Source organism: Sphingomonas epibiotica (genome assembly GCF_039615155.1).
Classification (GTDB): Bacteria; Pseudomonadota; Alphaproteobacteria; order Sphingomonadales; family Sphingomonadaceae; genus Sphingomonas.
This window is the reverse complement of the sequence record NZ_JBDGHY010000017.1, coordinates 1-24,703: the sequence shown is the minus strand read 5'-3', so window position 1 is coordinate 24,703 and position 24,703 is coordinate 1. Positions and strand designations below refer to the sequence as shown.

Here is a 24,703-nt window from a genome sequence, read left to right as displayed (position 1 = left end):
ACCACCAATGGGTCCTGACCCTAACCACCGTCCCGTACCGTTAAAGTGTGAGCTGAGCGCCGCGTTGATTCCCAATTCACCATCGCAATTGAAACCATTATCGGAGTGGCGTGAATCTCACCGAGGGGGGCATATGCGTTTGGTGATTTGGGCGATCGGTCCGGTGGCTTTGTCGATAGCATCGACCGCAAGTGCACAGAACATCGAAATTCAGTCTTTGATTGACCGTTTCGACGCCGCGCGTATTCAGTACGATCCAGTTACTGTCACGAAGACTCTTGGATCTGATTACGAGGAGATTTCACCCGTTGGCGAAGTAGATGACCGCGAGAAAGTGCTGGGGTTCTACGCTCCCGAGGTGAAGCGTGCTGCGCCAGCAATGACCAGCGAACCCCTGGTCATTCGGTCGCGCGGCGAACTCACTATCATCACAACACGTAAGTCGTTCACTATTCCAGGCGGACCAGTTCGGTCGGTTCGCGTCCGTTACGTTGCCGAGCGAGAAGCGGGCAAATGGCTGTTGGTTTCGGCGCAGTACACGCCGATGCCGCCAGCAAAGTCGGATTGATTCAAATCGCTAAGCTCCTCGCGCCAAGTAGTCTTCTCAGAACGTCGAGTTTTGACAGGCCAGCCATAATCCCATTTCACCATCCCATTGGGAATGCGCCTGGTCAGCTACGCTTCGCTATGCCGTCGATCAGCGTGCGCGCAGATATGACGAGATGAGCATTGTCGCGCGCGGGCTGCACGTCCGGCAATACGACCATATCCTCCATGCCGGTGCTGATGCCGTGTCCGCGCTCCAGAGCTCGTAGGTTCACTGCCCAGCACGAACCGTCAAAGCCATGATGAACTTGCGGGAGCGTGATCCCCCCATCGGCCAGGATCGCTTCCATCGCGGCCGCGTCCCGCGAGGCCGTCTCTGGATTAGGATCAAGGGGCTCGATCAAGACCCGGTGACACCGACCGGGCAAGGCAGACGCCACGAAGCGATATGCGGCGTCCGGGCACAGCAACCCGGCTTCGATCCCCACGCCGCGCGAGAGCAGATATTCGGCGAGCTCTACGATCCCGGCTTCACCCTGATTGGCGGTCACGAGATCGGGCAGAACCTTCCATTCCTTGACCATCGCAAGACGGCGCAAGGGATCGGAGACGATGCTAACCGAAGTCGTGAGCGAGACAGGAACGCCGGGGCAGCGCCTGCGGATGGCCGCAACGACTGCATCGCATTCCACAGCGTTCAGCGTTTCACGCCCGGCTGCATCATAAGCGTGGACATGGACGGAATGCGCTCCGGCTCTCACCACCGCTTCCGCGTCGGCCGCGATGGCATCGGGAGAATGGGGAACGGCGTCGTGCTGTCGATCCCCGTTCAGCGCTGCTTGTAGAAACGTCACGACTTCTCCTGCACGTCGCGATCATTGCCGTGTGATCCTAAACCGGCGTGCCAAGCCGGTGAAGGCCGATCGAGCGTGGCTATTCGATGGTTCGCGCTTTCCCATTTCACCATCCCAGTGGGAAGGCCGGATGCAGGAAGCGGTTTCGTCTGCTAACTTCGCTCAATGGCAAGGTTCGAGAACAAGCGCGTCCTCATCACAGGCGGAACAAGCGGCATGGGTCTGGCCGGCGCGAAGCGCATCGTTGTCGAAGGCGGTAGCGTCATCGTCACGGGGCTCAGTCCGGATCGTATCGATAGCACCCGACGTGAACTGGGCAATCGTGGCGAGGTCCTCGCCAGCGATGCCGCTGATCCTGCCAGCGTCGCCATGCTGGCCGAAGCGGCAAACAATGCAGGCGGCCTCGACGGACTATGGCTCAACGCCGGATATGCCGCGCTCGGCACGCCTGAAGAAGTCGACGCCGACGCCTTCGACCGGATGATGGCCGCCAATGTGCGCGGACCGATGCTCCAACTCGCCGCGCTGTCCGGTCACCTGAAGGACGGGGCGTCGGTCGTCGTCACGTCATCGTCTTCGACCTATGAGGGGGCCGCCGTGACAAGCCTGTACGCTGCCACCAAAGGGGCGCTGATCGCAATGACACGGTCTTGGGCAACGGCACTCGCACCGCGAGGCATCCGTGTGAACGTCGTCGTGCCCGGACCGATCGACACCAATTTCCGCCACTTCCTGCCGAATGAGGCAAAACGCGGTTTTGAGGATTTCGTCGTCGGTCAGGTTCCGCTCGGTCGCCCCGGTACACCCGAAGAAGCTGCGGCCGTTGCACTGTTCCTCCTCTCGGAAGATGCCTCCTACGTCACCGGCAGCCAATATGCCGTCGATGGCGGCCTGATCATGCAGTAGCCGCCCGTTCTCGTTTCACCATCCCTTGGAAAATGCGCGACCGCTCACCTCATCCGTCGAGCGCTGCTGCGAGAGATGAAAACTCGGACTGCGAAAATACGGCAATGCCGTGCTGTCGTAGCAGAGCGGCAGTCACGCCCTCACCATCAATCCGGCGACCCTCGAAGCTGCCGTCATAGATAAAGTTGCCTCCGCACGACGGGCTTCCATCCGTCAGGAGCGCGTATCTGCAATCGTGCCGGACGGCATGTTCAAGGGCGATCCGCGCGCCGGCGAGATAGGCCGCGGTCACGTCTTTGCCATCCGCCTCGACAATGCGACCGCCCTGTTCGAGTACCGCTGCTCCGCTCGCCCCGTTCGCAATCTCCGCTGGCGACCGGGGTATTGGTAATCCCGCCATCACCTCCGGGCAGACCGATACGACACGGCCTTCGCTGATCCAGCGCTCCAGCAGCGCATCTTCAAGCGTCTTGGCCGAACCGTTGTATCGCACCGGCCGGCCAAGGAGGCACGCGCTGACCAACACCTTGGCCAGCGTCATGCGTTCGCCGCAAGAGCAGAAAACAGGGGCCGCACAGCAGCTATTCGGATTGTCTTGGCACAGGGCATGGACCGTTCATTACCCTGACGAACCCGGACGGCAAGTGCGCCGGTGCGCGGGTATTCTCCATTCACCGTCGACTACGAGAGCGTGCCGCCCGTCTCGCCGGTCGTTCCTAATCGAGGGAGCGGTGATCCTTGCTCCGGGTACGAACAGGCACGACGAATCCGTATGCGAACGGGGCTGGCAAAATGGACACCACTTCCCACTTGATTGGCGACCCGCGTCCAGCGTCTGATGGACGAAGGCATTCGTCGAGGCGCCCGGCTTCCTCCACTACGGATAGGCGAAACCACGAAATCGTCCCGCCATCGTCCGTCCGCCGTCGCGGACAAACGGCGTGGGCGCTCGCCTACCCTGGCTCGGTTTCCAACTATCGGTCTGCCCCCCCGCCACCCGTTTCTGCTGCGGCAACGACCATGCCGAGGTGGCATTCATATGCCTGCCATCGGCCGTTCGACGACGTGTAGAGCGGCCTGCGCACCTGCCAGCGGCTCGGAGTCTGCACCGCTCGCTCCTTCTCGTGGAAGCGCAGCACCGCAGGATCCCACTCCAGACCAAGGAAATCGAGAAGAAGCCGCGATCGTCCTTCCAGTTCGGTCACGATATCCTCGTAACGAACGTCCAGTATCCGCAGGTCGCTGGCAGTGGCCCAATGGTCCATCAGCCGTCGATAGCCGCGCCAGTAATGGACGATATCGCCCAGGTCCGTCGCCCAACGCTGCTCGGGCGTGAAGTTTTCGGCGAAGATTGACAGGCCGTTGTCGCGAATATCGCGTGTGCAATGGATGATCCGGGCATTCGGGAACGCCAGCGTCACCAGACCCAGATGCCAGAAGTTGAGCGGCTGCTTGTCGATGACCCGGCTTGCCGCGGGGGACGCGATCATGCCGAGCCGGTCGAGATGATCGCGGGCGATGGCGGCGACATGATGGGACTGGAGTTTCGGCGCCGTTTCCGGCCACGGTGGATCGGGCTGGCCCAGCCGGTCCGGCGTGCCGGTGGCCAGATCGGTAAGGACGTCCAACTCACCCGCTCCATGCACCTGCCCATGGCTGGCAAGAATCTGCTCTGCAAGGGTGGTTCCGGATCGGGGCAGGCCGACGATGAACACCGGCCGTCCCGACGGGTCGCCCCAGCCACGCCGCGCGGCGAAGAACTCCTTCGAGAAAATCTCGGTCAGCCGGTCGATGCGGGCATCGAATCCGTCGCGGTCGAATGTCCCTGCGACGCGGCGGCGAGCGGCATTGGCGGCGGACCACGCGGCGAACGCCTCCTCATGCCGATCACGTCCCGCCAGCGCCTTGCCCAGCGCATACCCGATCAGCGCCGCATCGGCATCCGACGCAGCCGCCAGACGATCCTGAGCGACCGCGATCGTCGCTTCCAGTTCGTCCCCCCTGACCACAGCCAGCAGGCCGGCCAGGCCTTCTGCGTGGAAAGGCTGGACGTGAAGGAGGCGCCGGTAGACATCCGCCGCAGCGGCACGATCCCCCAGGTCCTCGAAGACCGCGCCAAGCCCGACCGCCGCGTCCCCGGCCCGTTCGTCCAGGGCCAGTGCCTGTTCGAACTGCCGCCGGGCCTCGTCGAGCCGGCTGTCCCGGCACAGCATGTCCCCCAACAGGATGCGAACCATGACATTCGTTGGCTCGCAAGCCGCAGCGCGTTCGAGGCAGGCGATCGCCTGAGTCCGCTGGTGGTTGCGATCGAGCAGGCGCGCCAGCCCCACATAGGGCGCTGCGATCCGCGGATCGGCCTTTGCCGACAGGCGATAGCACTCGAACGCGCCGGCAACATCGCCTGCCTGTTCACAGGCGATGCCCCGATCGTACCAATCCCTGCCGGCTACGGTCATGGCGCTAGAAACGCGCCCGCGCGGTGAACATGGCGGTCCGGGGATTGCCGAACCGGTGGCCTCCGCCCGGGTTGCCGTTCGCGAAGCCCACATTCTCGCGATACCGTTTGTCGAGCAGGTTGAGCATGTTCATCTGGATGCTGAACCTGTTCGAAATCGGGTATGATATGAGCGCGTCGACCAGCGTATAACCTTCATAATCCAGCTTGAAACGCGGGGCAGGGCGGCTTGAGATGGACCGCGCGCCAAGGCCGAGGCGCAGGCCCGCCAACGCCCCGCCCTGTACGGAATAGGAGCCGAAAGCGCTCACGGTATGGTTCGGCACGAGTTCCACCGGAGCGCCGACGCCTTGCCCGATATTGGCATTGATGACCTTCGTTATCGTGGCGTCGACATAGCCATACCCCAGGTCCAGCTTCAACGCGGGTGTCAGTGCCAGGCTGGTGCTGATCTCGAAACCCTGATGCTTCTGTTCGCCGGTGGCGACGACATAGGCAGGCTGTCCGGCGACATTGTTCGGATCGGCAGTAGCGACATTCTGCCGGGTCAGCGAGAAAGCGGCGGCCGTCAGTGTCAGCCGATTATCCCAAAGTCCGCCTTTCACGCCGATCTCATAGTTCGTCGCGGTTTCGGGTTTGATGGTATCGCCATTCCGCATGGTCCCGTTCTGCGGGATGAAGCTCTCGGCATAGCTGGCATAGGCGTTGAAACCGCGCACCAGTTCATAACTCGCCCCGACCCGCATGGTGGTGTCGCTGTTCGGGGTCGAAACGCCCGTGACATTGTTGGTCACCTTGTAATCGTCATAGCGCGCGCCGGCGACGATGGTCAGGCGGTTCGCAGGACGAATGGTCGTTTCGGCATAGACCGAGTGGAGACGATCCTTGCGATCTACATAGGGTCTCAAAGGCGCATTGAAGTCGGGGGTCCGATATACGGTGGCACGAAGATCGTTGATGTCGGCAACCCCCAAGGTGCCCCCGAAACCGAACTTGCTGTCGAACTTGGTGCCCTGCGCGGAGGCGCCGATCACCCAGTCCTGCCGTTGCCCGAACAGGTTGAATCCGCCGACAAGCTGGACGTCTCCGTAGCGGACCTCTGAATCGCGATATCCATGGGAATAATATGTGAAGGCCTTCGTATCTCCCGGGCCAAAACCACGACCGCCAGTATAGTTGTAGCCGCCCTGGCTGTTCTGATAATCGAAGTCCGATTTCTGGTAGCTGCCGCGCATCACGAGCTTCAGCTCGTCCAGGAATTCATGCTGGAACTCGGCGTCGGCATAGATATCCTTGCCTGTCTGTTTGGCGGGAACGCCGAAGAAGGTGCTCGGGTCCAGTGCGTCGGGAATGGTCCCGTCGGCATTCGAGGGAAAGGCCGAGCCGGGAACGCTATCCCGCTTCGTATAGGAGATCGATGCCTGGGCGCGGGTCCGGGCGCTGAAATGGGCTTCGACGACCGGACGCACGGCGAACGTTCTGGTCTTTTCGGGGGCCTGCGGGCTGCGCTGGTCCTCATACGCGATCGTGATCCTGCCGCTGAGCAGATCCGATCCGAGAAGCGCGCCTGCGTTCGCATCGGTTTCGAGGCGATACGTGCCAAAACTGCCGCCGCGCACGGTCATGTTGACGAAATCGCGGTCTTCCGGCGACTTGGTGATCTGGTTGATCACGCCGCCCGGGATGACCGGGCCAAGCAGGATCGAAGCGGGGCCTTTGATCACTTCGATATGGTCGATCTGCGACATGTCCCGTCGACCCGCGCCGCGACTGTCATTCTCCGGCCGGTTGTTCGTCAGCACCGAAGCATAGAGACCGCGGATGAGGTAGGAGCCGCCGGTCGGGAGCAATTGCGTCTGCCGCCGGACGACGTTCGGAATGGTTTCAAGGATATCGAGCGGGTTGATGAAGCCGCGTTCGTCGATCTCGGATCTTTCCACGATATCCAGCGAGAACGGCAGCTTCTTCGGGTCGATCGGCAGGCGGTTGATGAGTGAGTTCTGGAAGCGGCTGCCGGTGACGAGGATTTCCTCCTCATTCTCCGGTGGCTCCGATTGCGCCCAGGCTGGCACGGCCATCGTCGTCATCGCGGTTACGCCCAACCATCTCGCCACCCTCGCGCTCGCACGATCATTCCGCATACAATTCCCCCCAAAGGTTCGTTCGACTCGCGGGCATCTATGGCTATTGCGAGTGAATAGCAATTGATTTATAGGGGATCGGGGTAGCTTCGAAACGGAATGAACAAAGCGTGGCGTTGGGGCAGCTGGCGGTAGAATGTGCAACGGGCAACCAAACTGGTCGGAGCCATCGTCAGGATGCACGCCACCGTCATATGTATACACAATATCTGCGATACTGATGTTGGGACATATTCGAAGGATAACAGGACGATGGAGAACCCGCTTTTTCCGGCACACTTGCGCGCATGGATATGCGGAAGCCGGCGTGTAGCCGCCCTTCTGGTTCCTGGCATCCTGACCGGCTTCGTCGCTTCCCCCACATCGGCCGCGACGGAGCCGCAGCGGGTCGAATGGCCGACATCGACCTTGGAAGCGGCGCTCAATACGGCTGCGAAAATACTCTGCTCGGATCATTTCATCACCGGCAGGGAAGTCGCGACCATCGCGCGCGACACGCTGATCCCGATGGCGGAGCTGGAAGGATATCCGACGATTGCGACCGAGCATCGCCCGTACACGCCGGCGATCTATGCTGCGGCGCTCGAAGCGGCGGCGGTCGACGAGCGGGAGAAGTCGGTCGAGCTTTCCGCAGGCCCGTACCGGGCGCGGGCGCGCTATTATGGCGATCAGGGATGTACGATGCTGCATCCGCTGTCGCACCGGCCCTATTTCGAGGCGAAGCCGGTTCCCCGCGTCGAGGCTGCCGACGGTCTTTTTCCGGCGTGCGGCGACCTGCTGTCGTGCCGGACCGTGCTGCCGCGCGGCTATGACCGCCGCCTGCTGGAAGCCGCTGCGACCGCGGCCCTCGATCCCGCCGGGCATGGAGCCGCCTTCCTGGTCATGCACCGACGCCGCCTGGTGGTCGAGCGATATGCCGACGGGTTCGGTCCGGACACCGCCTTTCTCAACTGGTCGATGGGCAAGAGCATCATGGCGACGCTGATCGGGCGACTGGAGCAGAAGGGGCGGATCACGCTCGATCAGCCGGCGCCGATCCCGTCATGGCGTCTCGACGAGAAGGATCCCCGGCGGGCGATCACGGTGCGTCACCTGCTGACGATGAGCAGCGGCCTGTCGTGCGACCGCAACGCGCCGGCATGGCTGCGGCGTGGCGTCCGCCCCGACCATGGCGTCATCTACAATCTGCCGATCGACGTCGTGCAGCACGCGATCCACTCCCCCTACGCGCGGCCGGCTGGGACCGAATGGGCCTATAGCAATTGCGACATACAGTCGCTCGGCTACATGCTGCGCGACATCGTGTCCCGCGATGGCGACTATTCGACCTTTCCCTATACCGAACTCTATAACCGCATCGGCATGTCGGGGATGGTGTCCGAACTCGACACCTACGGAAACTTCCATCTGACCGGCTATGACTATGGCCGTGGCCGTGACTGGATCCGCTACGGGCTGCTGCATCTCGACAGGGGCGTGTGGAATGGCGAACGGCTCTTGTCTGAGGCGTTCGTGGCGGCGGCCCGGACCCCCGGCGCGGCGTGGTACGACCAGGGCAGGCTGAAACCCGCCCCGCGCGGCACCTTTGGCGCGGGGCACTGGATCAATACCAACGGCCGCTTCGCCTTGCCCGAAAATACCTTCTATGCGGCCGGCGCGTCGGGCAATTATGCGTTCATCGTACCTGACGAAGATCTGGTCATCGTCATCCTGCGGCTCACCAGCGCGAAGGGAGAAGCCGCCGATACCAATGCCGTTCTGACTCCGCTGATGGCGGGCCTGGGGATCGCGCCGGCCCGGTAGGACCGGAACAGACACCCCGGCCAAGCCAGTTCCGACCGTCCAACCGTTTCCATCGCATCAATTATCTGCTCAAGTGCCGGCGGGATGCGTATGTGACGCCGCGGCGCGGCGCAGTGGCCCGCCGGACGGTACGGAAACGACGATATCATGAAAAGAAGCGGCAATCGCCGAAACCGGTCGTTGCTCCCCAAGGCTCCCGAGGTGCGCGAGTTGACTCTCAGCACGCGCATCGCGCTGGAGATCGCGGATCAGATCGTGGAAGGCAGGCGCGCGCCCGGTTCGCACCTGAACGAACAGGCCTTGGCCGAAGAGTTCGGCGTTTCGCGTACACCGATCCGCGAAGCCATTCGCCACCTCGTCGCGATGGAGCATGTCCAGATCCTGCCACGGCGCGGCACCTTCGTGAACCGGATCCCGGTCAAGCGCCTGTTGCAGATCTTCGAGTTCATCGCCGAAATCGAGGCGGTCTCCGCTCGCCTCGCCGCGCGGCGGATGACCGTGGAGGAAAAACAGGCGCTTCAGCAGTTGCACGCATCCTGCAAGGAAGCGATTGGCACGGAGCAGGGGTTGCGCCACATGTACCAATTCCACCGGTCGATCCTCGTCGGGTCGAAGAACGAGGTGCTGGAGACGACGGTGCACCAGCTCTACGACCGGTTGACGCCGTATCGCCGTCGTCAGGTGATGCAGATCGGGCGCGAAGTCGTCTCGATCGCCGAGCATGAAGACGTGCTTTCGGCGATCATGGCGGGCGACGGCGAAGCCGCCGAACTGGCGATGCGACGTCATGCCGCGTCCGTTCAGAACAGCATGATGGATATGATCGCGCTACTGCCCGACGACTGACCTAGCCGCGCCGGTTGCGCGCGCCCAGACGCTCGATCAGCATGGCGGTGCCGGCCGCGGCGACGGTCAGCGTGCCGATCCACAGCAGCAGGCCGAACGCGCTCCCTTCGCAGACGCACGCCAACCCCAGTGCAAGGGCGAGGGCCGCCGTCGCTGCCAGCCGCATCGGCAGCGACGGCGGACCTTTGCGGGACCGGCGCAGCGTCGCCCAATGCTGCTGCTGGCTGAACGCGAGCAGCGCAAAGCCGCACCATGCAAGAGACAGGACGATCAGAAAGGAGGCGAGCCCGTGCATGTTCCTTATCCGTCCCTCGCCATGGCGGCTCTCCGGCGCAATCTGGCCGCTGCGACGACGGCAAGGGCCGCGCCGACCAGCAGCGACAGATCGACCCCCGCGGTGTGCCACAGTCCATGGGTCATGGCCGGGATCAGTCCGGTTTCCGTGGTTGCCGCGTTCAGTATGGCGGCTGCGACGCCGCCGCCGGCGATGACCCAGCAGTGTTCGTGCCACGCCACGCGTCCCCGCACGACGGCGTGGAGCGCGGCGATCGCCCATGCCGCATGAAACGCCCAAACCTCCCACGATTCCCGTCCGGGCAGGTCGCAGGGGAGCAGCCGATTGGCGATGAGAAACCCGAGCGTGGCGATGATCGCCCCCGTCGTGGCGGCGATCGTGTATGCCTCCGCCGCACGGCCGCTCCAGGCACGTTGTCGGGCGTGGCGCTTTTGGCGGGACTGGACCCAGAACAGCAACCCCGTTGCGATGAGGACGCAGCCGGCAAGGCCGGACACGAAGTACAGCCAGCGCAGCGTCCAGTGATCGAACTGGATCAGGTGGATGCCATAGACGACGTCATAGGCGCGCCGCGTGGCGGTAACGGGCGACGTGGCGAGCAGCGCGCCGCTGGCGGCGTCGAACCAGATCGCCTCGGTGCTCTTGGCGATCGTCCGCTTGCTGTCGGGACGCAGTTCAAAATAGGCATTTGCGTCGCCGGCATGGATCAACTGGACGTAGCTCGGCCGCTCGCTGTGCCAATAGGCTGCGGCCCGGTCGCGCAGCAGGTCGAGCGATATGTGTGTCTCGCCAGGACGCCCCGCCGGCTCGCGAGAGAAATATCCCGCCGCCGGTGCGGCCGGATCGCGACCGTAGAGGATCGCCTGCGCGCTGGGCAGGTAGGTAAAGGAAAAGATCGCTACGCCGGTGAAGGAGATCATCAGCAGAAACGGCAGCGTCAGCACGCCCGACAGATTGTGCAGGTCGAGCGTCGTGCGCTGCGGCTTGCGGACGATCCGCAGCGTGAAGAAGTCCGCGAATATTCGCCGGTGCACGATCACACCTGAAATGCACAGCGCCATCATCGCTATCGCGGCGAAGGCGCAAATGAACAGGCCGGTCTGGCCGCTGTTGATGCGGAAATGATAGGGATAGAAGAACCCGGTTCCGCCCAGACTGCCGTCGCTCGGCAGGATGCGCGCCGTTGCCGGATCGACGAACCGACGGATGCGCTGGCCGTCCGCCATCGTGATCTGAACCTGCGCCACCGGGGTGCGATCGTCCGGCAGCAGGATCCGCCAGCCCCGGGCGCCCACCAGATCGGCGCGAACAGCCAAGGCGATCGAATCGGCCGAGACCGGCCCGGCTGCGACCAGTCGTGTCGACGGCATCGTCCAGCGATCAATCTCCCGATCGAACACCGCCAGCGACCCCATCCAGAAAATGACGAACAGCAATCCGCCCAGCACCAGGCCGAACCAGGTATGGAACCAGTTGAGGGCGAGGCGCAGGCCACCGGGGTCGTCGGGATGATCGGGCGCGCTCATGCCGCCACCCCCGGTACGGGCACCATGCGCTCGATCAGCAGCGCCGCGACATGCGTTCCGAACGCGGCCGCCAGCAGCATCAGCCAGACCCTGCCGAGACGACGCTCGGCAAAGCACCACAGCATCAGGAAGGCGAAGAGGATATAGCCCGCGAAACTGCCGAGGATCAGCGCGTCGGCTCGCGGGAGATGCCCAAGCAGGAGCAGTGTCGCCGCGATCGCGGCCGCCGAGCCGGCGGTGACGGCATAGGCACCCAGGGTTGCTGCCAGCACGCGACCGGCGATGCGGAGCCGCATTCTCATCGTCGCCATGTCAGAAACGCTTCGTGACCGACAACATCGCCGACCGCGGGCGCCCGAACGTGCTGGCGCTGTAGACGCTCACCGCACTCAGATAGCGTTCGTCGGCGATGTTGAAGACGTTGATTCGGACGTCCCAGCCGGGCAGGCCGCGGTAGAATAGCTGGGCGTCGACGATCGGCGGCGCATTATAGGCGAGCTGGTTCTGCGGCGAGGTGAAGGGGTAATAGCGCCCGAGATCGCGCACGCTGCCGCCGAAGCCGAGGTGACGGAACGGACCCGACTGAAGTTCGTAGGTCGCGAACAGCGCACCGGTGAACTCCTGCGCATCATAGGGGACCGTGCCGACGACTCCGTCGTTGTTGCGGGTCACCTTTGCGTCTTGCAGCGACAGCGATGCGACCAGTTGCAGGCCCGCCAGTGGCGAACCGGTGATTTCGGCTTCGATCCCCTTGTGCACTTGCTCGCCGGTCGCGATCACGAAGAACTCGCCGGTGCCATTGCGCGGATCGCTCGTCGCCACTTCGCGCCGCACCATGCGATAGGCGGCGAGCGAGGCGCTGAGCCGGTTGTCGAACAGCGATGCCTTCAGCCCCGCCTCCGTCTGGTAACCCGTTTCGGGGCCTACCGGCTTCCCTTCGCGGGTCGTGCCGCTGGAGGGGATGAAGGATTCATTATAGGTCGCGTAGGCCGTCAGCCGCTCTGTGATTTGGTAGGTCAGCGATGCCCGCCCGGTGAATGCGGCATAGTCGAGCACCGTCGCGGTCGCTCCCGGGCGCTGGCTGAAAATCTCGGTCCGGTCGTGGCGCGCGCCCAGATGAATCGCCAATCGATCCATGGGGCGCACGATCGCCTGGCCGTACAGTCCCCAACCCGATGGTCCGCGCGTCATGGTCGCCGGCAGGGTCGTTGGAAAGTCGCCAAGAGCGACCGCATAGTCCGGCTGGTAGATATTGAGGCGCGCGACGTTGCTGGTCCGCCCGCCCTTCGTCGTTTCGCGGGTGTGGAAATAATCCGCGCCGACCAGCAGGTCGCTGCCGTGCCCGAACAACGGCACCTGGCCGGACAGGAACGCATCGGCCGCGACCGTATCGAAGTCCCATTGCCGGTTGAGCTTGTTGAGCGACACCGTGCCGGCATTGCGATCGATGTAGCGACCGAATTCCGTGGCCCGCTGGGCATTGCTACCTTCCTCGTAACGCCCGCGCACGGTCAGCAGCCAGTCCGGGGAGATCGTCTGGCGCAGTTCGGCGTCGAGCCAGCCGAGGTCGCCCTCGGACTGCGGCGTCGGGATACCGACGAAGCGAGAGCGCGGAATGTCGGGGATCCATCCGTCCACCCCGACCGCGAAGGAGCCACCTTCGAGGAACTTGCGACGCTGGAAACTGCCGGTGACGTCGAGCGTCGTCGTGGGCGAAAAATCGGCTCCCAGTGCCGCCATCACGACGGCCGTCGTACCTTTCCGGAAATCGATCCACGATCCCTCGCTGACATCTTTGCCGCTGATACGGGCGCGCAAGGCGCCACCACGGACCAGCGGCCCACCGACATCGGCTTCGGCAACGACCGCGTCGAAGCTTCCGGCACGGAGCGTGGCGAAACCGCGCGGTTGCGCAGAGGCGCGCTTCTGTATCAAATTTATAATCCCGCCCGGCGGCACCGCCCCGCCGAACATCGAACCGGGACCGCGCACGACCTCGACCCGTTCGATCGCGGCCAGGTCGATAATGGCACGCTGGTTCGTGCGAAGCCCATTGACCCGGCGGAAGTTGAGCTGCCCACCCTCGTAGATCCCGCGGATATTATACTCGACGCCCAGGCTGTTGCTGCCGCCGCCGGCACCGCCCGTCGCACCGTCGTTGAAGGCGACGACGTTCGGAATGAAGTACATCGCTTCCGCCAGCGACTGCGCGCCCCGGTCGGCCATGACATCGGCGGTGACCACCGAAACCGATTGGGGCGTGTCCTTCAGCGACAGCGGCGTCTTGGTAGCACTGCGTTGTTCCAGCGCGCGGTAGCCGGTCACGACGATCTCGTCGCGAGGATCAGGCTCGTCGCTTTCCGCGGCCTGCGGAGCGGCGCCGTCCCGCGGCGGGTTGATCGCGACCGCTTGCCCGGCCGGCGGCATGTTCGCGATCGCAGCAGGCGTGTGTGCCCAGCCCGCGATGATGGCGGCAAAATGCAGATAGTATGACATGCCTTCCCCCGATACTGGCGTCGACAGCACTACTGATAACGCGATTGATTCGCAAGTAGTGTATGCACATTATCGGAAAGTGGATGCAGGTCTGCGACTAAGGGTGCTCTGCAAGGCTTTGGTTCGGTCGTGCACGCGCCCTAGTCGATTCCGGCCGCCGCATCCGGCGCAGATGGCCTCCTTTCCTGCCAACATGGGTTCTGAGAAACACTCAACATTCCCATTTCTCGATCCCATGCGGGATAGGCGGTCGCGGCAGGGTCGGGCCTATTTTAACTGAGCAGCCCCCACCGGGTGGTCCGGGTTGATAGTTAGTGCATCGTCGTCTTCACCGCCATTGCCGGTCGGAGGTGGAGCGAAGCGGAACCGGAGATCGGCAATGGTGGTGGAGACGCTTCCGGGGCTGGCGGGCGGTAGCGCAGGCTGCTGTGCGGCCGGACGGTGTTGTAGTGGCGCCGCCATGCCTCGATCAGCACCTTGGCCTCGGCAAGGCTGTAGAAGATTTCGCCATTGAGCAGTTCGTCGCGCAGCGAGCCGTTGAAGCTTTCGTTATAGCCGTTCTCCCAGGGTGAACCCGGTGCGATGTAGAGCGTCGTCACGCCGATCTTCCCGAGCCATTTCTGGACCGCGGTCGCGATGAACTCGCTGCCGTTATCGGACCTGATATGGGCTGGCGGGGCCCGCTCGATGAACAACTCGGCGAGTGCCGCCAGCACATCCTCATGGTTGAGCCGACGCGCGACCACCAGCGCCAGACATTCCCTGCTGGCCTCGTCGATGATGGTCAGAATGCGGAACTTGCGCCCATCATGGGTGCGCCCTTCGACGAAATCATAGGCCCAGACATGCCCTGGATATTCCGGTCGCAGCCGGATGCACGAACCGTCGTTCAGCCACAGTCGCCCGCGCTTGGGTTGTTTCTGCGGGACTTTCAGCCCTTCGCGTCGCCAGATACGTTCCACTCGCTTGTGGTTCACTGACCAACCCGCCGCATGCAGCAGCGCGGTCACCCGCCGATAGCCGTAGCGTGCGTACTGTCTGGCCAAGGCAATGATATCCTCAGTCAGCAATTGCTCGTCATCTGCCCCGCACGGTTCCTTGCGCTGCGTAGACCGGTGCTGGCCGAGCACGCGGCACACACGCCGCTCGGACACGTCCAGCACAGCCCGCACCTGATCGACGCAGCGTCGGCGCCGTGCCGGGCTCAGAAGTTTCCCTTTGCCGCCTCCTGCAAGATAAGCTTGTCCAGCGTCAGGTCCGAGATCGCGCGCCGCAACCGGGCGTTCTCCTTCTCAAGATCCTTCATTCGCCGAGCCTGATCCGTCTTCAGGCCGCCATATTCCTTGCGCCAGCGATAGTAGGTCTGCTCGCTGACCGCGATCCGCCGGCAAGCCTCAGCGGTCGTGCCGCCCTGACCCAGCATGATCTCAACCTCACGCAGCTTCCCAATGATCTCCTCGGGCTTGTGCTTCTTCGCAGGCATTCGTCGTCCCGTCCTTGGTCCAGACTGTCATAGTCGATGGACCACTCAGATGGGGGCAGCTCACGCTCGCCTCGCGCTTCTCGGTCAGCGTTGCTCTGGACGGAATTGCCTCCGCCCGGATCGTCGAAGACAATGAGCCTGAAGATCCGCTCGCCCGCCGCGTCGTCGTCGTGGAAGCCGATCCCATCGAGGTCGAACGCGAGCGCGCTGCGGCAGGCCCCGATACGATTATCGAACCCGAGATCCTCCATCACCCGCTGACCGTGCTGCCTCCCGATCTGGGCGGCGCGGTGCCCATGGGGGTGGCTCCGGCGGCGTTCGGCAACGTCACCAGCATCATCGTGACCGGCGGCGGCGCAGCGCTCCCTGGTTGCCGCATCACGGTGTTCTTTCGCGGGTTCTGCGGCACATCCAGCGCCGAAGCGATCACTGACTTGAACGGGCGCTGCGATGTGCCGAACCCCGCCCGCGCCGTGGTCGCGGGCGTGGTCGGGCTGCCGAACGGCGGCTTCTGGCCGACGCTGTCGCGTGGGGCCGCGACGGCGATCGATTGCGTGCAACTCCCGACCGATGGCCCGCTCGGCTGGTGGCATGCGGCGACCGGCATCACTGCCTTCGATTCCGCCTTGGGCTCGGGCGTACGGGTCGGAGTGATCGACACCGGGCTCGGGCCACATCGCTGCCTTCGGCATGCCCATGGCATCGGCAGTTTCATCGATGGTGTCGAGGACAACGCCCCTGGTGCGACCGACGACGTTCAGGGCCACGGCACCCATGTCGCTGGGACCATCGGCGGACGTCCGGTCGGGCAGGGCGACTATGGCGGCATTGCGCCCGGCGTCGACCTGTTCGCCGCGCGGGTCTTTGCGCCGGGCAAGCTTGCCTCCAACGCGGACATCGCCAACGCGATCGACGCCCTGTCGCGCGGGCATGGCGTCGACCTGATCAACATGAGCCTCGGTGCGTCGACGCCATCCGAAGTCATCCACGACGCCATGCTCGATGCGCTGGAACGCGGTACGCTCTGCGTCGTCGCTGCGGGCAACGAAGCCGGACCGGTCAGCTACCCGGCCGCCTTCCCGGAATGCGTGGCGGTGTCCGCGCTGGGCCTCGCAGGCTGGGCACCGCCGACATCGCTCAGCGCGACCCGCCTGCCGCAGACGGCGGACCGCTTCGGCCGCGACAATCTGTTTCTCGCCAGCTTCAGTTGTTTCGGTGCGGAGATCGACTGCACTGCACCAGGCGTCGGCATCATCGCGCCTGTTCACGATCCCGATGGCCAGAGCGACGCGCTGTTCGCCGCGATGGATGGCACGTCGATGGCGTCGCCGGTGGCCTGCGGCATCGCGGCGGCACTGCTATCGCGTCAGCCGGGTCTTGCGACATTGCCGCGAGACGCATCCCGCGCGGCATTGTGCCGCAGCCTGCTCACCGCCGCCTTGCAGGATGTCGGGCTCGCGCCGAAGTTTCAAGGGCGCGGTATCGCTTTCCTGACATAGCTGCTATGCTGACGCCGGAGACAAGTGGACAGAGTATGCGGTTTGTCGTCGCCATCAAACGCGGCCTGCGTGGTCAAGGCGTCGAAGCGACCCGGGCGGAGCAAGTTCCGGGCGTGACGCTGGTCGGCGACGCCAATCCCGATCGGGTGATCGTCGACGCCACCGATGAAGCGGTTGCCGAGGTCCGCCGCCGCTTCGGCGCGTTCATGCATGTCGAGCCGGTGATCGGCCACTCGACGCTGTAGTGTTCTTGCCTGACCGATGCCTCTCAATCGTCGGCGGGCACGCCTTTGCCATCCCGGATCGCCTGTAATTGCGGCAGCAGGCGCGATCGCCGCGCGGATGGCCGCACACCGCGAGAGACGAACTCGATCAACGGATCCTTCTGACCGGGTTCGCCGATATGATTGGTAATCTCGTCATCATCGAGCTGGACCGCATCGCCGGGCGCCATCGCCATGATCGCGATCGCTTGCTCGCGGGTCACGAACGTCGTGGAGGCAACACCCGCCGACTGGTCATCGATCATCAGAATATAATACATCGTTCCCCCTTACGGACGCCGCCGGATATGAATTAATATCGATCGCTGCGATGTCGTCGCTGTCCGGCATCTGGTTCGACGCATGTGATCCGCCATGCGCCTTGGTAATACGATCGCGCGCCAGCGCCTGCACTATCGCCGCCCGCTCCCGACGCTGCCGGACGTCTGCCTGATCGACATTCCGCAGCCCTATGCCTCGCCGTCGCTGCCGCTCGGCCGCTACTATCCGGTCATCATCGAAACCGACGTCGAATGGAGGGAGTGGGACCGCTTTCTCAATATCGAACGGCAGGTCCCCGTCGCTCCCGACTTGTTTGACCGGCGCCCGTCCGTGCTCCGCGCCGGGACGATCACGTTCGCGCACTACGATCCCGCCGCGTCCGGTTGTCAGCGCATACGACCGACAAGCCCTCCGTCTTCATCCCCGGGAAGATCGCGATCCGGCACCTGCCGACCCCCGTCTTGACGCGGTTGCTCGAGGTCATCGATCGTCGACTTCCCATCCTGATCGGAGATACCCGCGGGGTCGACACGACCGTCCAACGCCTGTTCATGGATCAGCACGCGCCGGACGTAACCGTGTTCACGGCGGACGGCTTCCCGCGCAACAATGTCGGTGATTGGAAGGTCAGGAACATACCGGGGGAGGGACGAGCGGGCACCGCTGGTTTTCACGCCACCAAGGACAGGGCGATGGCGACCAAGGCGGGCTGTGGCTTCGTCATTTGGGACGGTAGAAGTCGGGGCAGCGTCGCCAACATTCACCGCCTTTGCGCGCGGGAGTGTTTCGTCGCGGTATGGCTGGACCTTGAGCGGCGGTTCGACAGCCTCAACACGCGTGCGAAGCGCGCGGCGTTCGTGGACCGCTATCCCTGCTACGCCCACTGATCTTGCCAGTGCCGACGAGGGCGGTACGCTGCGACTCCAGTCTCAAAAACACCTTATCTCGGTGTCCACGAAACCGGCAGCAGCTCATAGGTCTTCCACCCTGTGTCAGAAAGCTTGCATGGAGAAACGAGAACGGCCGCTTAAAGTGGTATGTCAAGCTAAGCGACGATGGCCCGCACGCTGCGCATCGGGAGAGCGCCCCATGCGCAGCGTTCGTGCAGAAAATCAGAAGCTGAACTTGGCACCCGCGCTGAAGCTGCGGCCGACCAACCCAGCATAATGCCAACTGCTGAGATAGTTCGGATTGCTGGTATAGGCGCCCGACGCGAGCGGTGCGCGGGCGTTGGTTACGTTCTGGACGTTCACGAAGAAGCGGAACTGATCGTTCACCTCCACCGCGGCGTTCAGGTCGGCATAGATGAACGGCCGGATGTAGCATTGCGCGGTCAACGCCTTGCTGCACGACAAGTCGATCACCCCGTCGACTGGCGTGATATTGTCCGCTGCAACCTGCTTGATCCGGCCGACATAATAGGTCGTCGCGGTCACTGCGAAGTTGCCCACCTCGACCGAGTTCTGCCAATTGCCACGCGTGCGCGGCGTACCGCCACCCGACGACAGCTGGTACGGCCCAAGCGTACCGGCATATTTCTGCACCACGCCATCCGGGGTCACCAGATCGAGATTGATAATCTGTGTGACGTCGAGCCGGCTGATGAGGCGCAGCTGGTCCGTCACGGGGACGTTCAGGTTCGCCTGCATGTCGACGCCCGAGCTGACCTGATAGTTCGCGTTGACATAGGGTACGTCGAACACGAGCAGACGGGGCAGGGCGTTTGGGTTGTCCGGATCGGGCGCATCGAGGACGTTGCAGCGATAGCCTTCGCCGACCGCTGCCAGCGCGGCACATCCGGCGGTCGCATTGGTCTGTCCATAATAGGCGGCGATCGCTGCGGCGCGGCGCGGACCCGTGACGATCAGGTTCGACTTCTTGATGTTGTAATAGTCGACGGTGACGTTGAACCAGCGCACCGGCTTGAAGATCGCGCCGGCCGAGAAGCTGCGCGAGACTTCGGGCAGGATGTCGGCATTGCCGGTCGCGCCGTTACCGATGTTGTAGGTGTTGGTATAGGCGGGGTTGCCCGGATGCGCGGCGACGAAGCTGGCCGGCGGGGTGAACGGCGAGAAGCCGGCATAGCTGCTGGCCGGATTGTTTTCGGCGAAGGTCGGCGCACGGAACCCCTTCGAATAAGTGGCGCGCAGCGAGAACTGGTCGACCGGCATGAACTTCATGCCGACCTTCGGCGAGAAACGGCTATAGCCCTGCGAATAATTGTCGTAGCGGCCTGACACGTTCAGGTCGAATTCGCGCACGAACGGGGCGTCAATTTCGAAGAAGCCGGCGGTCACTGTCTGCGCGCCGCGTGCCGACGACGTATTAAGCCCGTAATAGCTAAGGTCGCGGTTCTGGTTGCGGTTCATCAGTGTTTCGCGACGGACCTGGAACCCGGCACCGACATTTAGGTCGCCCCCGCCCAGCGGCAGCAATGCCTTCAGCAGCGAACCGCCGATCGTCGCGACCGTCGAATAGGATGGCGTGGTGCGATCGGGCGAAATCTGCGCGCGCACCGCCGCACTATTCTGTTCCGGATTGACGAAATTGTAGGCACCGGTGTTGATCGCGTTCAGCAGCCCCTGGATATTCAGGAAGCCGCGCTGCGCGACGGCGAAGTTGTCGCGGGCATAGACGCCGTTCAGGCGGAATTTGAACCCGCTGCCCAGATCGCCCGAAATGCCCGCCGTGGTGCGGAACACGTCTACATAGCGGTGGCTGTTCGCCGGGATGTCGCCGAACGAATAATAGATGCGCGCCGCGCCCTGGCCCGGATTGGCGGCGAATGCAGCGGCATAGGGGTTGTTCGGGTTCAGCCGCCGATCCGCCGCCGTCGCGCAGTTGATGCCGGCCGCACAGACATAGACCGGCAGCACTATGCCCGGGCTGCTGGATGCCAGCGCCGCCGAACTTCCGAAGGGCTGGGTCTGGCGGATGCCGGTCGGGGCGCCCTTGATGTCGACTTCGGAATGCGAATAGCTGCCGCTGGCGAACATCTCAAGGTTGTCGCTCAGCCGAATGCTCAGGCGGCCGGTGGTCGAATAGCGCTGCTGCTGCGGCTGGATGATCGAATATTCGGCCGGGATGTTGTGCGCGCAGCCGGTCCCCTGTGCGGCGGTCGTGTTTACCGTATAGGTGCCGAACGGGCAGGAACCGGGGTTGAGCAGCTGATACTGGTTGGTCAACGGCGATCCGACCTTGCCCGACAGCGGGTTGTTCAGGTCGCTCTGGCTGACGCGGACGACGACCGCTTGCGGGTTCTGGGCGGTCAGCGATTCGTCGTTCAGGTTGCGATCGCTCAGGCCGCTCGGCCTCAGGTCCAGCGTGTTGAACGGATAACCCCGCGAATTGTTGGTGATATAGGCGTCATAGGTATATTCGCCGTTCAGGTAGAAGTTGAACCCCTGTTCCTTGTAATCGCCATAGCCGGCGGTCAGCGTCGCGCGGTAGCGCGAGCCATCGGCCTTTTCGGTGGTGCCGCCCTGCACCGATCCTTCGACGCCCTGGAAATTCTTCTTGCTGATCAGGTTCACGACGCCGCCGATCGCGTCCGCGCCATAGGTCGACGACGCGCCGTCCTTCAGCACTTCAATCCGGTCGACGATGCTGAACGGGATCGAGTTCAGGTCGACATAGGCGTTGTGGCCGTCGTCATTCAGCGGGAAGTTGGCCGAGCGCAAGCCATCGATCAGCACGACGGTCGACGACACGCCCAGACCGCGCAGCGACACGGCGGCACCACCGGCCGAAAAGCCGTTGCGGAAGCCGGTCGAGATCGACCCGGCGCTGTCGGCCGAAACCGAACGGATCGCGTCCTGCGCGGTGGTGATGTTCGCGCGTTCGAGCGTTTCGGAACTGAGGACAGTCACCGGCGAGATCGAGCTGGCGTTCGAATCGCGGAACAGCGTGCCTGTGACGATGATGGTCGCGGGCTGACCGGCATCGGCGGCGGCGGGTGCTGCCGGAAGGTTCGTCACGGGTGCCGCAGCCGCATCCTCGACTATTGGTTCAGCCGTGGCTGCGGCCTGTGGTAATACAGCATTCTGGGCCACCGCGGGAAAGGCGGTCGCGGCCAGCAACGCAGCCGTCGAGATGCCGAGGCGCAACGCGCCACGAGCCGAATGAATCACAACCACCTAGAATTTCCCCCAAAATCACGCGGCGAGATGCATCGCCTAACCCCCGTGCGCCGTGTGGTACGGTGCGTGGCAACTTTATGGCAGGGGGCGTTACCGGAGCGTTAAGGACGTGGTTGAAAACGGATGAAGACTCTTCGTCGGCGCCAAAGCGGTCAATATGACCGGCCGGTGGCGCGTGGAGGAAGGCATCCTTCGCTTCCGGATCGATGCAATCGCCGAGATGAACGAGTGATCGCGCATATGAACGGTGCCGAGTCCGTTGAGGTCAGCGTTCGGGTGTGCAATTGATACACCAATTCGTCGTTTAGGGGTGTTTGTTGACTGCTACCGGTGGTCGTTCGTGGCTTTTCGCCGGCAATTACAACGATCGTAGTAGAGCGGGGCACTTCTCGAAGGATTTGCCCCCTGATTGCGAGCGACGTCACTGCCCTTTTGCTGCTGTTCGCCACCGCACCAAGTCCTACGCCGGTCACCGCAACACCCGACACTATCGTAGTCGGTGATGTCGTCCCGGTCGTGGTTCGCGGTTTGCCGCCGGGTGCGGACGGACAGATAAGCGTCGAGCAACGTGCTTCCGTTTCGCTGCGCCCGGTCGCCCGCTTCGAGGCTGACCGATCGGGTGTCGTTAATCTTGCTTGCGCGGCACCAGTCAACGGTGACTATGCGGGGCGTGACGGCGCTGTTCTAGGCAATGCACCGGTCCAAGGAACAACCCACCGAGCTGTCTATGAGCGTCCTTCGCCTGAGCGTCGCGGCCGATGGCTGCTCGGTTGCCGCGGGGGACGCGGCGGTACTCGAGACCGAACCCAGGCTTGTGGTCTCTGCCGTGTCGGTTTTTGCGGGTGCGACGTTGTACCAAAAATCCGGTGATACAGCGCCGCCGGTTGTGGTGCTGCTCGGCGAGTCGGCGGTCGGCGGCAGCTTCGGTCGAAGCATGGTGCCCTTCCTCACCAGGTCCGGCTATGCCGCGCTCGTTCTGGCCTATTACGCCCCCTCGGGATCACCGACCCAGCGATGAAGGGGCGTCCTGCCGCCTTTGCCGACATACCGGTCGATCGTCTGGCGAGGCTGCGTGACTGGATTGCCAGTCAGCCTGGACTGGACGGACGGCGGATTGCGGTAATAGGCGCATCCAAAGGTGCCGAGTTTGCGACGATCGCTGCGGCGCTTTACCCAAGACTCCTGGCGGCGGTGGGGATCGTACCATCCGATGTCGTATGGGAAGGTTGAGGCCTCGGCGTCCAGACCGAGGCAATACGTTCGTCTTTCGCGCTTGCCGGTCAACCGCTGCCATTCGTATCCTATACCGGTATGGCAACGGCGCTTGCCGCAATGGCGCGGGGCGAGCCGGCCATGCTGGCGCCGGCTCATGTCGCCGGTCGGCGGGATCATCCGGACGACGCCGTCGCAGCGGAGATTTCGGTTGAGCGTTACTGCCAACCGATGATGATGGTAGTCGGCGGCGGTCAGGACACCGTCTGGCCGTCTTCGAACATGGCACGGCACATCGCTTCGGGGCGGCGCACCGCAGCGTTGCCTACCGAATTGCTCATCCTTCCGGAGGCGGGGCACAATTTTTCGGGAAGTGGATGGCATTCGCTCAACGCATGGGGAGCAGACCCTTTCGCTGCAGCAACCGCTCATGCGCAGAGGATTGTCCGGCAACGCCGCACCCGCTTTGTTCACGCCGCTTTGCAATGATCAAATCCAGCTACGGTACAGATAGGACCTCGCAGGTTCGTGACGCCGTTGCCTGGTGATATGGAACTGAACGAGCGTCCGGAATCAGGAAGGCAGGTAGAGGGTTCCAAACGTCTGTCTTTGGGTCGCTCTGACGAGTGGTTGCACGGCACGCAAGGGCGTGCGTAGCCTTAGCCGATGCAGATGGCGATCGTAGTGAACCGGAAGATATGGATATGCGCATACTCATTATCGGGCTGGGCGACATTGCCCGCAAGGCGTATCTTCCGGTGCTTTCGCGGCGCGGCGATCTCGATATCCATCTCACGACCAGGAACAAAGTCGTTCTCGACGAAGTCGGTCGCGAGTTCCGCATCGTCAATCGGCACGCCAATGTGGCCGACGCGCTTTCCGTGACGTCGTTCGATGCCGCCTTCGTCCACGCAGCCACGCCCGCGCATGGCGAACTGGTCAGGCTTCTGATCGACAGGGGTATCCCGACCTTGGTCGACAAGCCGCTTGCGGATACTCTCTCTGAAGTTGAAGGGCTCGTTACCCTCGCGGCGGCGCGGGCCACGCCGCTCGTCCTCGGCTTCAATCGGCGGTTCGCGCCGGACTATGTCGCCTTGCGCACTGTCGATGCGAACCTCATCGTCATGGAAAAGCATCGCCACCGGCAACCGGACCTGCCCCGCCGCGTCGTCTTCGACGACTTCATTCACGTCGTCGATACGCTGCTGTCGCTCGCCCCCGCGCCGGTTCGCCGCCGCACCATCGAAACCCATGCCGTCGACGAAATGCTGCATAGCATCACTCTGACGCTGGCAGGCGACGGGTTCACCGCAATCGGCATGATGCACCGGAACAGCGGACTCGACGAGGAGCGCCTGGACGTCATCGGCGGTGGGATGCGCCACAGTGTGCGGGACCTTGCCGAGCGTGTCGAAGCGCGAGGTACGCAATGCACGCAACGACGGGCGGACTGGATTTCGGTCGGACGGCAACGCGGCTTCGAGGCGATGTGCGACGACTTTCTGATCGCGGTTCGGGAGCGCAGGCCGGTCGATGCGACCGCCATCTTGGCGACGCATGAGATTTGCGAGGCTATCGTCCGCCATGCGGAGACAGATATTTGTGGGGAAGTCTCTGCTGGCGCGGACTACAGGGACGGAGACAAACAACAACCTATCTGACTGACTATCGGCAGTCGGGAAGCGACCAACGGGACGCGAACGTTCACCTGTCTCGGCGGCGATCGGCCTCATCCACCTTCACCGTCGACCGAATGAACCCCGCGACATCCGCCAGGACCGGCCCGCGACCGCGGAACGGGCGGGCAAGCGCAAGCAGGATGCCGACATGGCCCAGTTTGGGATATGCCCGTTGCTCTACAGTCACGCTGCCCGCGCGTAGCTTGGCGGCCAGCGCTTCGCTGTTCCGTGGACGCACGACGGTATCCTCGGTCCCGTATAACAGGAGCGCGGGCGGA

The 24,703-nt window shown here is 63.5% G+C and carries 24 protein-coding genes; 12 read left to right on the top strand and 12 right to left on the bottom strand.

Going from position 1 to position 24,703, the window contains the following annotated elements; genetic code table 11:
- On the top strand, window positions 1–568 hold a 568-nt coding region (locus tag AAIO73_RS19635), incomplete at its 5' end, for a nuclear transport factor 2 family protein (RefSeq protein ID WP_345880431.1).
- A 103-nt stretch (window positions 569–671) separates the two neighbouring features.
- Here the strand turns inward: AAIO73_RS19635 and AAIO73_RS19630 are convergent.
- Window positions 672–1,400 (bottom strand): 3-keto-5-aminohexanoate cleavage protein, encoded by a 729-nt coding sequence (locus AAIO73_RS19630; RefSeq protein ID WP_345880429.1) that lies wholly within the window; start codon window positions 1,398–1,400, stop codon window positions 672–674.
- 165 nt (window positions 1,401–1,565) lie between these two features.
- On the opposite strand from AAIO73_RS19630, the gene AAIO73_RS19625 reads away from it, so the two are divergent.
- The gene (locus tag AAIO73_RS19625; RefSeq protein WP_345880428.1) at window positions 1,566–2,306 is read left to right on the top strand and encodes an SDR family oxidoreductase; all 741 of its coding nucleotides are present in this window, start codon (window positions 1,566–1,568) and stop codon (window positions 2,304–2,306) included.
- A gap of 49 nt (window positions 2,307–2,355) precedes the next feature.
- Here the strand turns inward: AAIO73_RS19625 and AAIO73_RS19620 are convergent, their stop codons facing one another.
- From AAIO73_RS19620 to AAIO73_RS19610, 3 genes are all read right to left on the bottom strand, one after another.
- Window positions 2,356–2,847 (bottom strand): 2-thiouracil desulfurase family protein, encoded by a 492-nt coding sequence (locus tag AAIO73_RS19620; protein WP_345880427.1) that lies wholly within the window; start codon window positions 2,845–2,847, stop codon window positions 2,356–2,358.
- A gap of 433 nt (window positions 2,848–3,280) precedes the next feature.
- A complete protein-coding gene (locus AAIO73_RS19615) occupies window positions 3,281–4,519 on the bottom strand; it encodes a sulfotransferase family protein (protein WP_345880433.1) in 1,239 nt (412 codons plus the stop codon).
- A gap of 247 nt (window positions 4,520–4,766) precedes the next feature.
- Entirely contained in the window at window positions 4,767–7,106 is a 2,340-nt protein-coding gene (locus AAIO73_RS19610; RefSeq protein ID WP_345880426.1) for a TonB-dependent siderophore receptor, read from the bottom strand.
- 48 nt (window positions 7,107–7,154) lie between these two features.
- Between AAIO73_RS19610 and AAIO73_RS19605 the strand changes: the two genes are divergently transcribed.
- Complete coding sequence (locus AAIO73_RS19605) at window positions 7,155–8,705, top strand: serine hydrolase domain-containing protein (protein WP_345880425.1); 1,551 nt, start codon at window positions 7,155–7,157, stop codon at window positions 8,703–8,705.
- A gap of 201 nt (window positions 8,706–8,906) precedes the next feature.
- Window positions 8,907–9,551, top strand: coding sequence for a GntR family transcriptional regulator (locus AAIO73_RS19600; protein WP_345880424.1), 645 nt, complete (start codon window positions 8,907–8,909; stop codon window positions 9,549–9,551).
- 1 nt (window position 9,552) lies between these two features.
- Here AAIO73_RS19600 and AAIO73_RS19595 read toward each other — a convergent pair whose 3' ends face one another.
- The 5 genes from AAIO73_RS19595 to AAIO73_RS19575 form a co-directional block, all read right to left on the bottom strand.
- Complete coding sequence (locus AAIO73_RS19595; protein ID WP_345880423.1) at window positions 9,553–9,846, bottom strand: DUF3325 family protein; 294 nt, start codon at window positions 9,844–9,846, stop codon at window positions 9,553–9,555.
- A gap of 5 nt (window positions 9,847–9,851) precedes the next feature.
- Complete coding sequence (locus AAIO73_RS19590) at window positions 9,852–11,372, bottom strand: PepSY-associated TM helix domain-containing protein (protein ID WP_345880422.1); 1,521 nt, start codon at window positions 11,370–11,372, stop codon at window positions 9,852–9,854.
- Entirely contained in the window at window positions 11,369–11,674 is a 306-nt protein-coding gene (locus AAIO73_RS19585; protein ID WP_345880420.1) for a hypothetical protein, read from the bottom strand. Before AAIO73_RS19585 ends, AAIO73_RS19590 begins: the two co-directional genes overlap by 4 nt.
- 10 nt (window positions 11,675–11,684) lie before the next feature.
- Window positions 11,685–13,868, bottom strand: a complete 2,184-nt coding sequence (locus AAIO73_RS19580; protein ID WP_345880419.1) for a TonB-dependent siderophore receptor — start codon at window positions 13,866–13,868, stop codon at window positions 11,685–11,687.
- A 311-nt stretch (window positions 13,869–14,179) separates the two neighbouring features.
- Window positions 14,180–15,351, bottom strand: a protein-coding gene (locus AAIO73_RS19575; protein WP_345880418.1) for an IS3 family transposase whose coding sequence is annotated in 2 segments (ribosomal slippage) — window positions 14,180–15,087 and window positions 15,087–15,351 — 1,173 coding nt in all. Because the reading frame shifts where the segments join, the coding sequence is not laid out codon by codon here.
- A 14-nt stretch (window positions 15,352–15,365) separates the two neighbouring features.
- On the opposite strand from AAIO73_RS19575, the gene AAIO73_RS19570 reads away from it, so the two are divergent.
- Together AAIO73_RS19570 and AAIO73_RS19565 are read left to right on the top strand one after the other, a co-directional pair.
- Window positions 15,366–16,850 (top strand): S8 family serine peptidase, encoded by a 1,485-nt coding sequence (locus tag AAIO73_RS19570; protein ID WP_345880416.1) that lies wholly within the window; start codon window positions 15,366–15,368, stop codon window positions 16,848–16,850.
- A 5-nt stretch (window positions 16,851–16,855) separates the two neighbouring features.
- Window positions 16,856–17,095 (top strand): hypothetical protein, encoded by a 240-nt coding sequence (locus AAIO73_RS19565; RefSeq protein ID WP_345880414.1) that lies wholly within the window; start codon window positions 16,856–16,858, stop codon window positions 17,093–17,095.
- A gap of 23 nt (window positions 17,096–17,118) precedes the next feature.
- Here the strand turns inward: AAIO73_RS19565 and AAIO73_RS19560 are convergent, their stop codons facing one another.
- Window positions 17,119–17,394, bottom strand: coding sequence for a hypothetical protein (locus AAIO73_RS19560; protein ID WP_345880412.1), 276 nt, complete (start codon window positions 17,392–17,394; stop codon window positions 17,119–17,121).
- Window positions 17,395–17,488: 94 nt separating this feature from the next.
- On the opposite strand from AAIO73_RS19560, the gene AAIO73_RS19555 reads away from it, so the two are divergent.
- Window positions 17,489–17,860, top strand: a complete 372-nt coding sequence (locus tag AAIO73_RS19555) for a hypothetical protein (RefSeq protein ID WP_345880411.1) — start codon at window positions 17,489–17,491, stop codon at window positions 17,858–17,860.
- Window positions 17,857–18,282: a hypothetical protein gene (locus tag AAIO73_RS19550; RefSeq protein WP_345880410.1), complete on the top strand. Its 426-nt coding sequence runs from the start codon at window positions 17,857–17,859 to the stop codon at window positions 18,280–18,282. Before AAIO73_RS19555 ends, AAIO73_RS19550 begins: the two co-directional genes overlap by 4 nt.
- A gap of 225 nt (window positions 18,283–18,507) precedes the next feature.
- On the opposite strand, the gene AAIO73_RS19545 is transcribed toward AAIO73_RS19550, so the two are convergent.
- The gene (locus AAIO73_RS19545) at window positions 18,508–21,531 is read right to left on the bottom strand and encodes a TonB-dependent receptor domain-containing protein (RefSeq protein WP_345880408.1); all 3,024 of its coding nucleotides are present in this window, start codon (window positions 21,529–21,531) and stop codon (window positions 18,508–18,510) included.
- A 730-nt stretch (window positions 21,532–22,261) separates the two neighbouring features.
- On the opposite strand from AAIO73_RS19545, the gene AAIO73_RS19540 reads away from it, so the two are divergent.
- The 4 genes from AAIO73_RS19540 to AAIO73_RS19530 all read left to right on the top strand — a co-directional run bounded on the left by AAIO73_RS19540 (window position 22,262) and on the right by AAIO73_RS19530 (window position 24,407).
- Window positions 22,262–22,552 (top strand): hypothetical protein, encoded by a 291-nt coding sequence (locus tag AAIO73_RS19540; protein WP_345880405.1) that lies wholly within the window; start codon window positions 22,262–22,264, stop codon window positions 22,550–22,552.
- Complete coding sequence (locus tag AAIO73_RS20335; RefSeq protein WP_526023828.1) at window positions 22,549–22,764, top strand: acyl-CoA thioester hydrolase/BAAT C-terminal domain-containing protein; 216 nt, start codon at window positions 22,549–22,551, stop codon at window positions 22,762–22,764. Before AAIO73_RS19540 ends, AAIO73_RS20335 begins: the two co-directional genes overlap by 4 nt.
- 81 nt (window positions 22,765–22,845) lie before the next feature.
- Complete coding sequence (locus AAIO73_RS19535; RefSeq protein WP_345880403.1) at window positions 22,846–23,235, top strand: hypothetical protein; 390 nt, start codon at window positions 22,846–22,848, stop codon at window positions 23,233–23,235.
- Window positions 23,236–23,444: 209 nt separating this feature from the next.
- Window positions 23,445–24,407: a Gfo/Idh/MocA family protein gene (locus AAIO73_RS19530; RefSeq protein ID WP_345880402.1), complete on the top strand. Its 963-nt coding sequence runs from the start codon at window positions 23,445–23,447 to the stop codon at window positions 24,405–24,407.
- Window positions 24,408–24,450: 43 nt separating this feature from the next.
- On the opposite strand, the gene AAIO73_RS19525 is transcribed toward AAIO73_RS19530, so the two are convergent.
- On the bottom strand, window positions 24,451–24,703 hold a 253-nt coding region (locus tag AAIO73_RS19525), incomplete at its 5' end, for an alpha/beta hydrolase (RefSeq protein ID WP_345880400.1).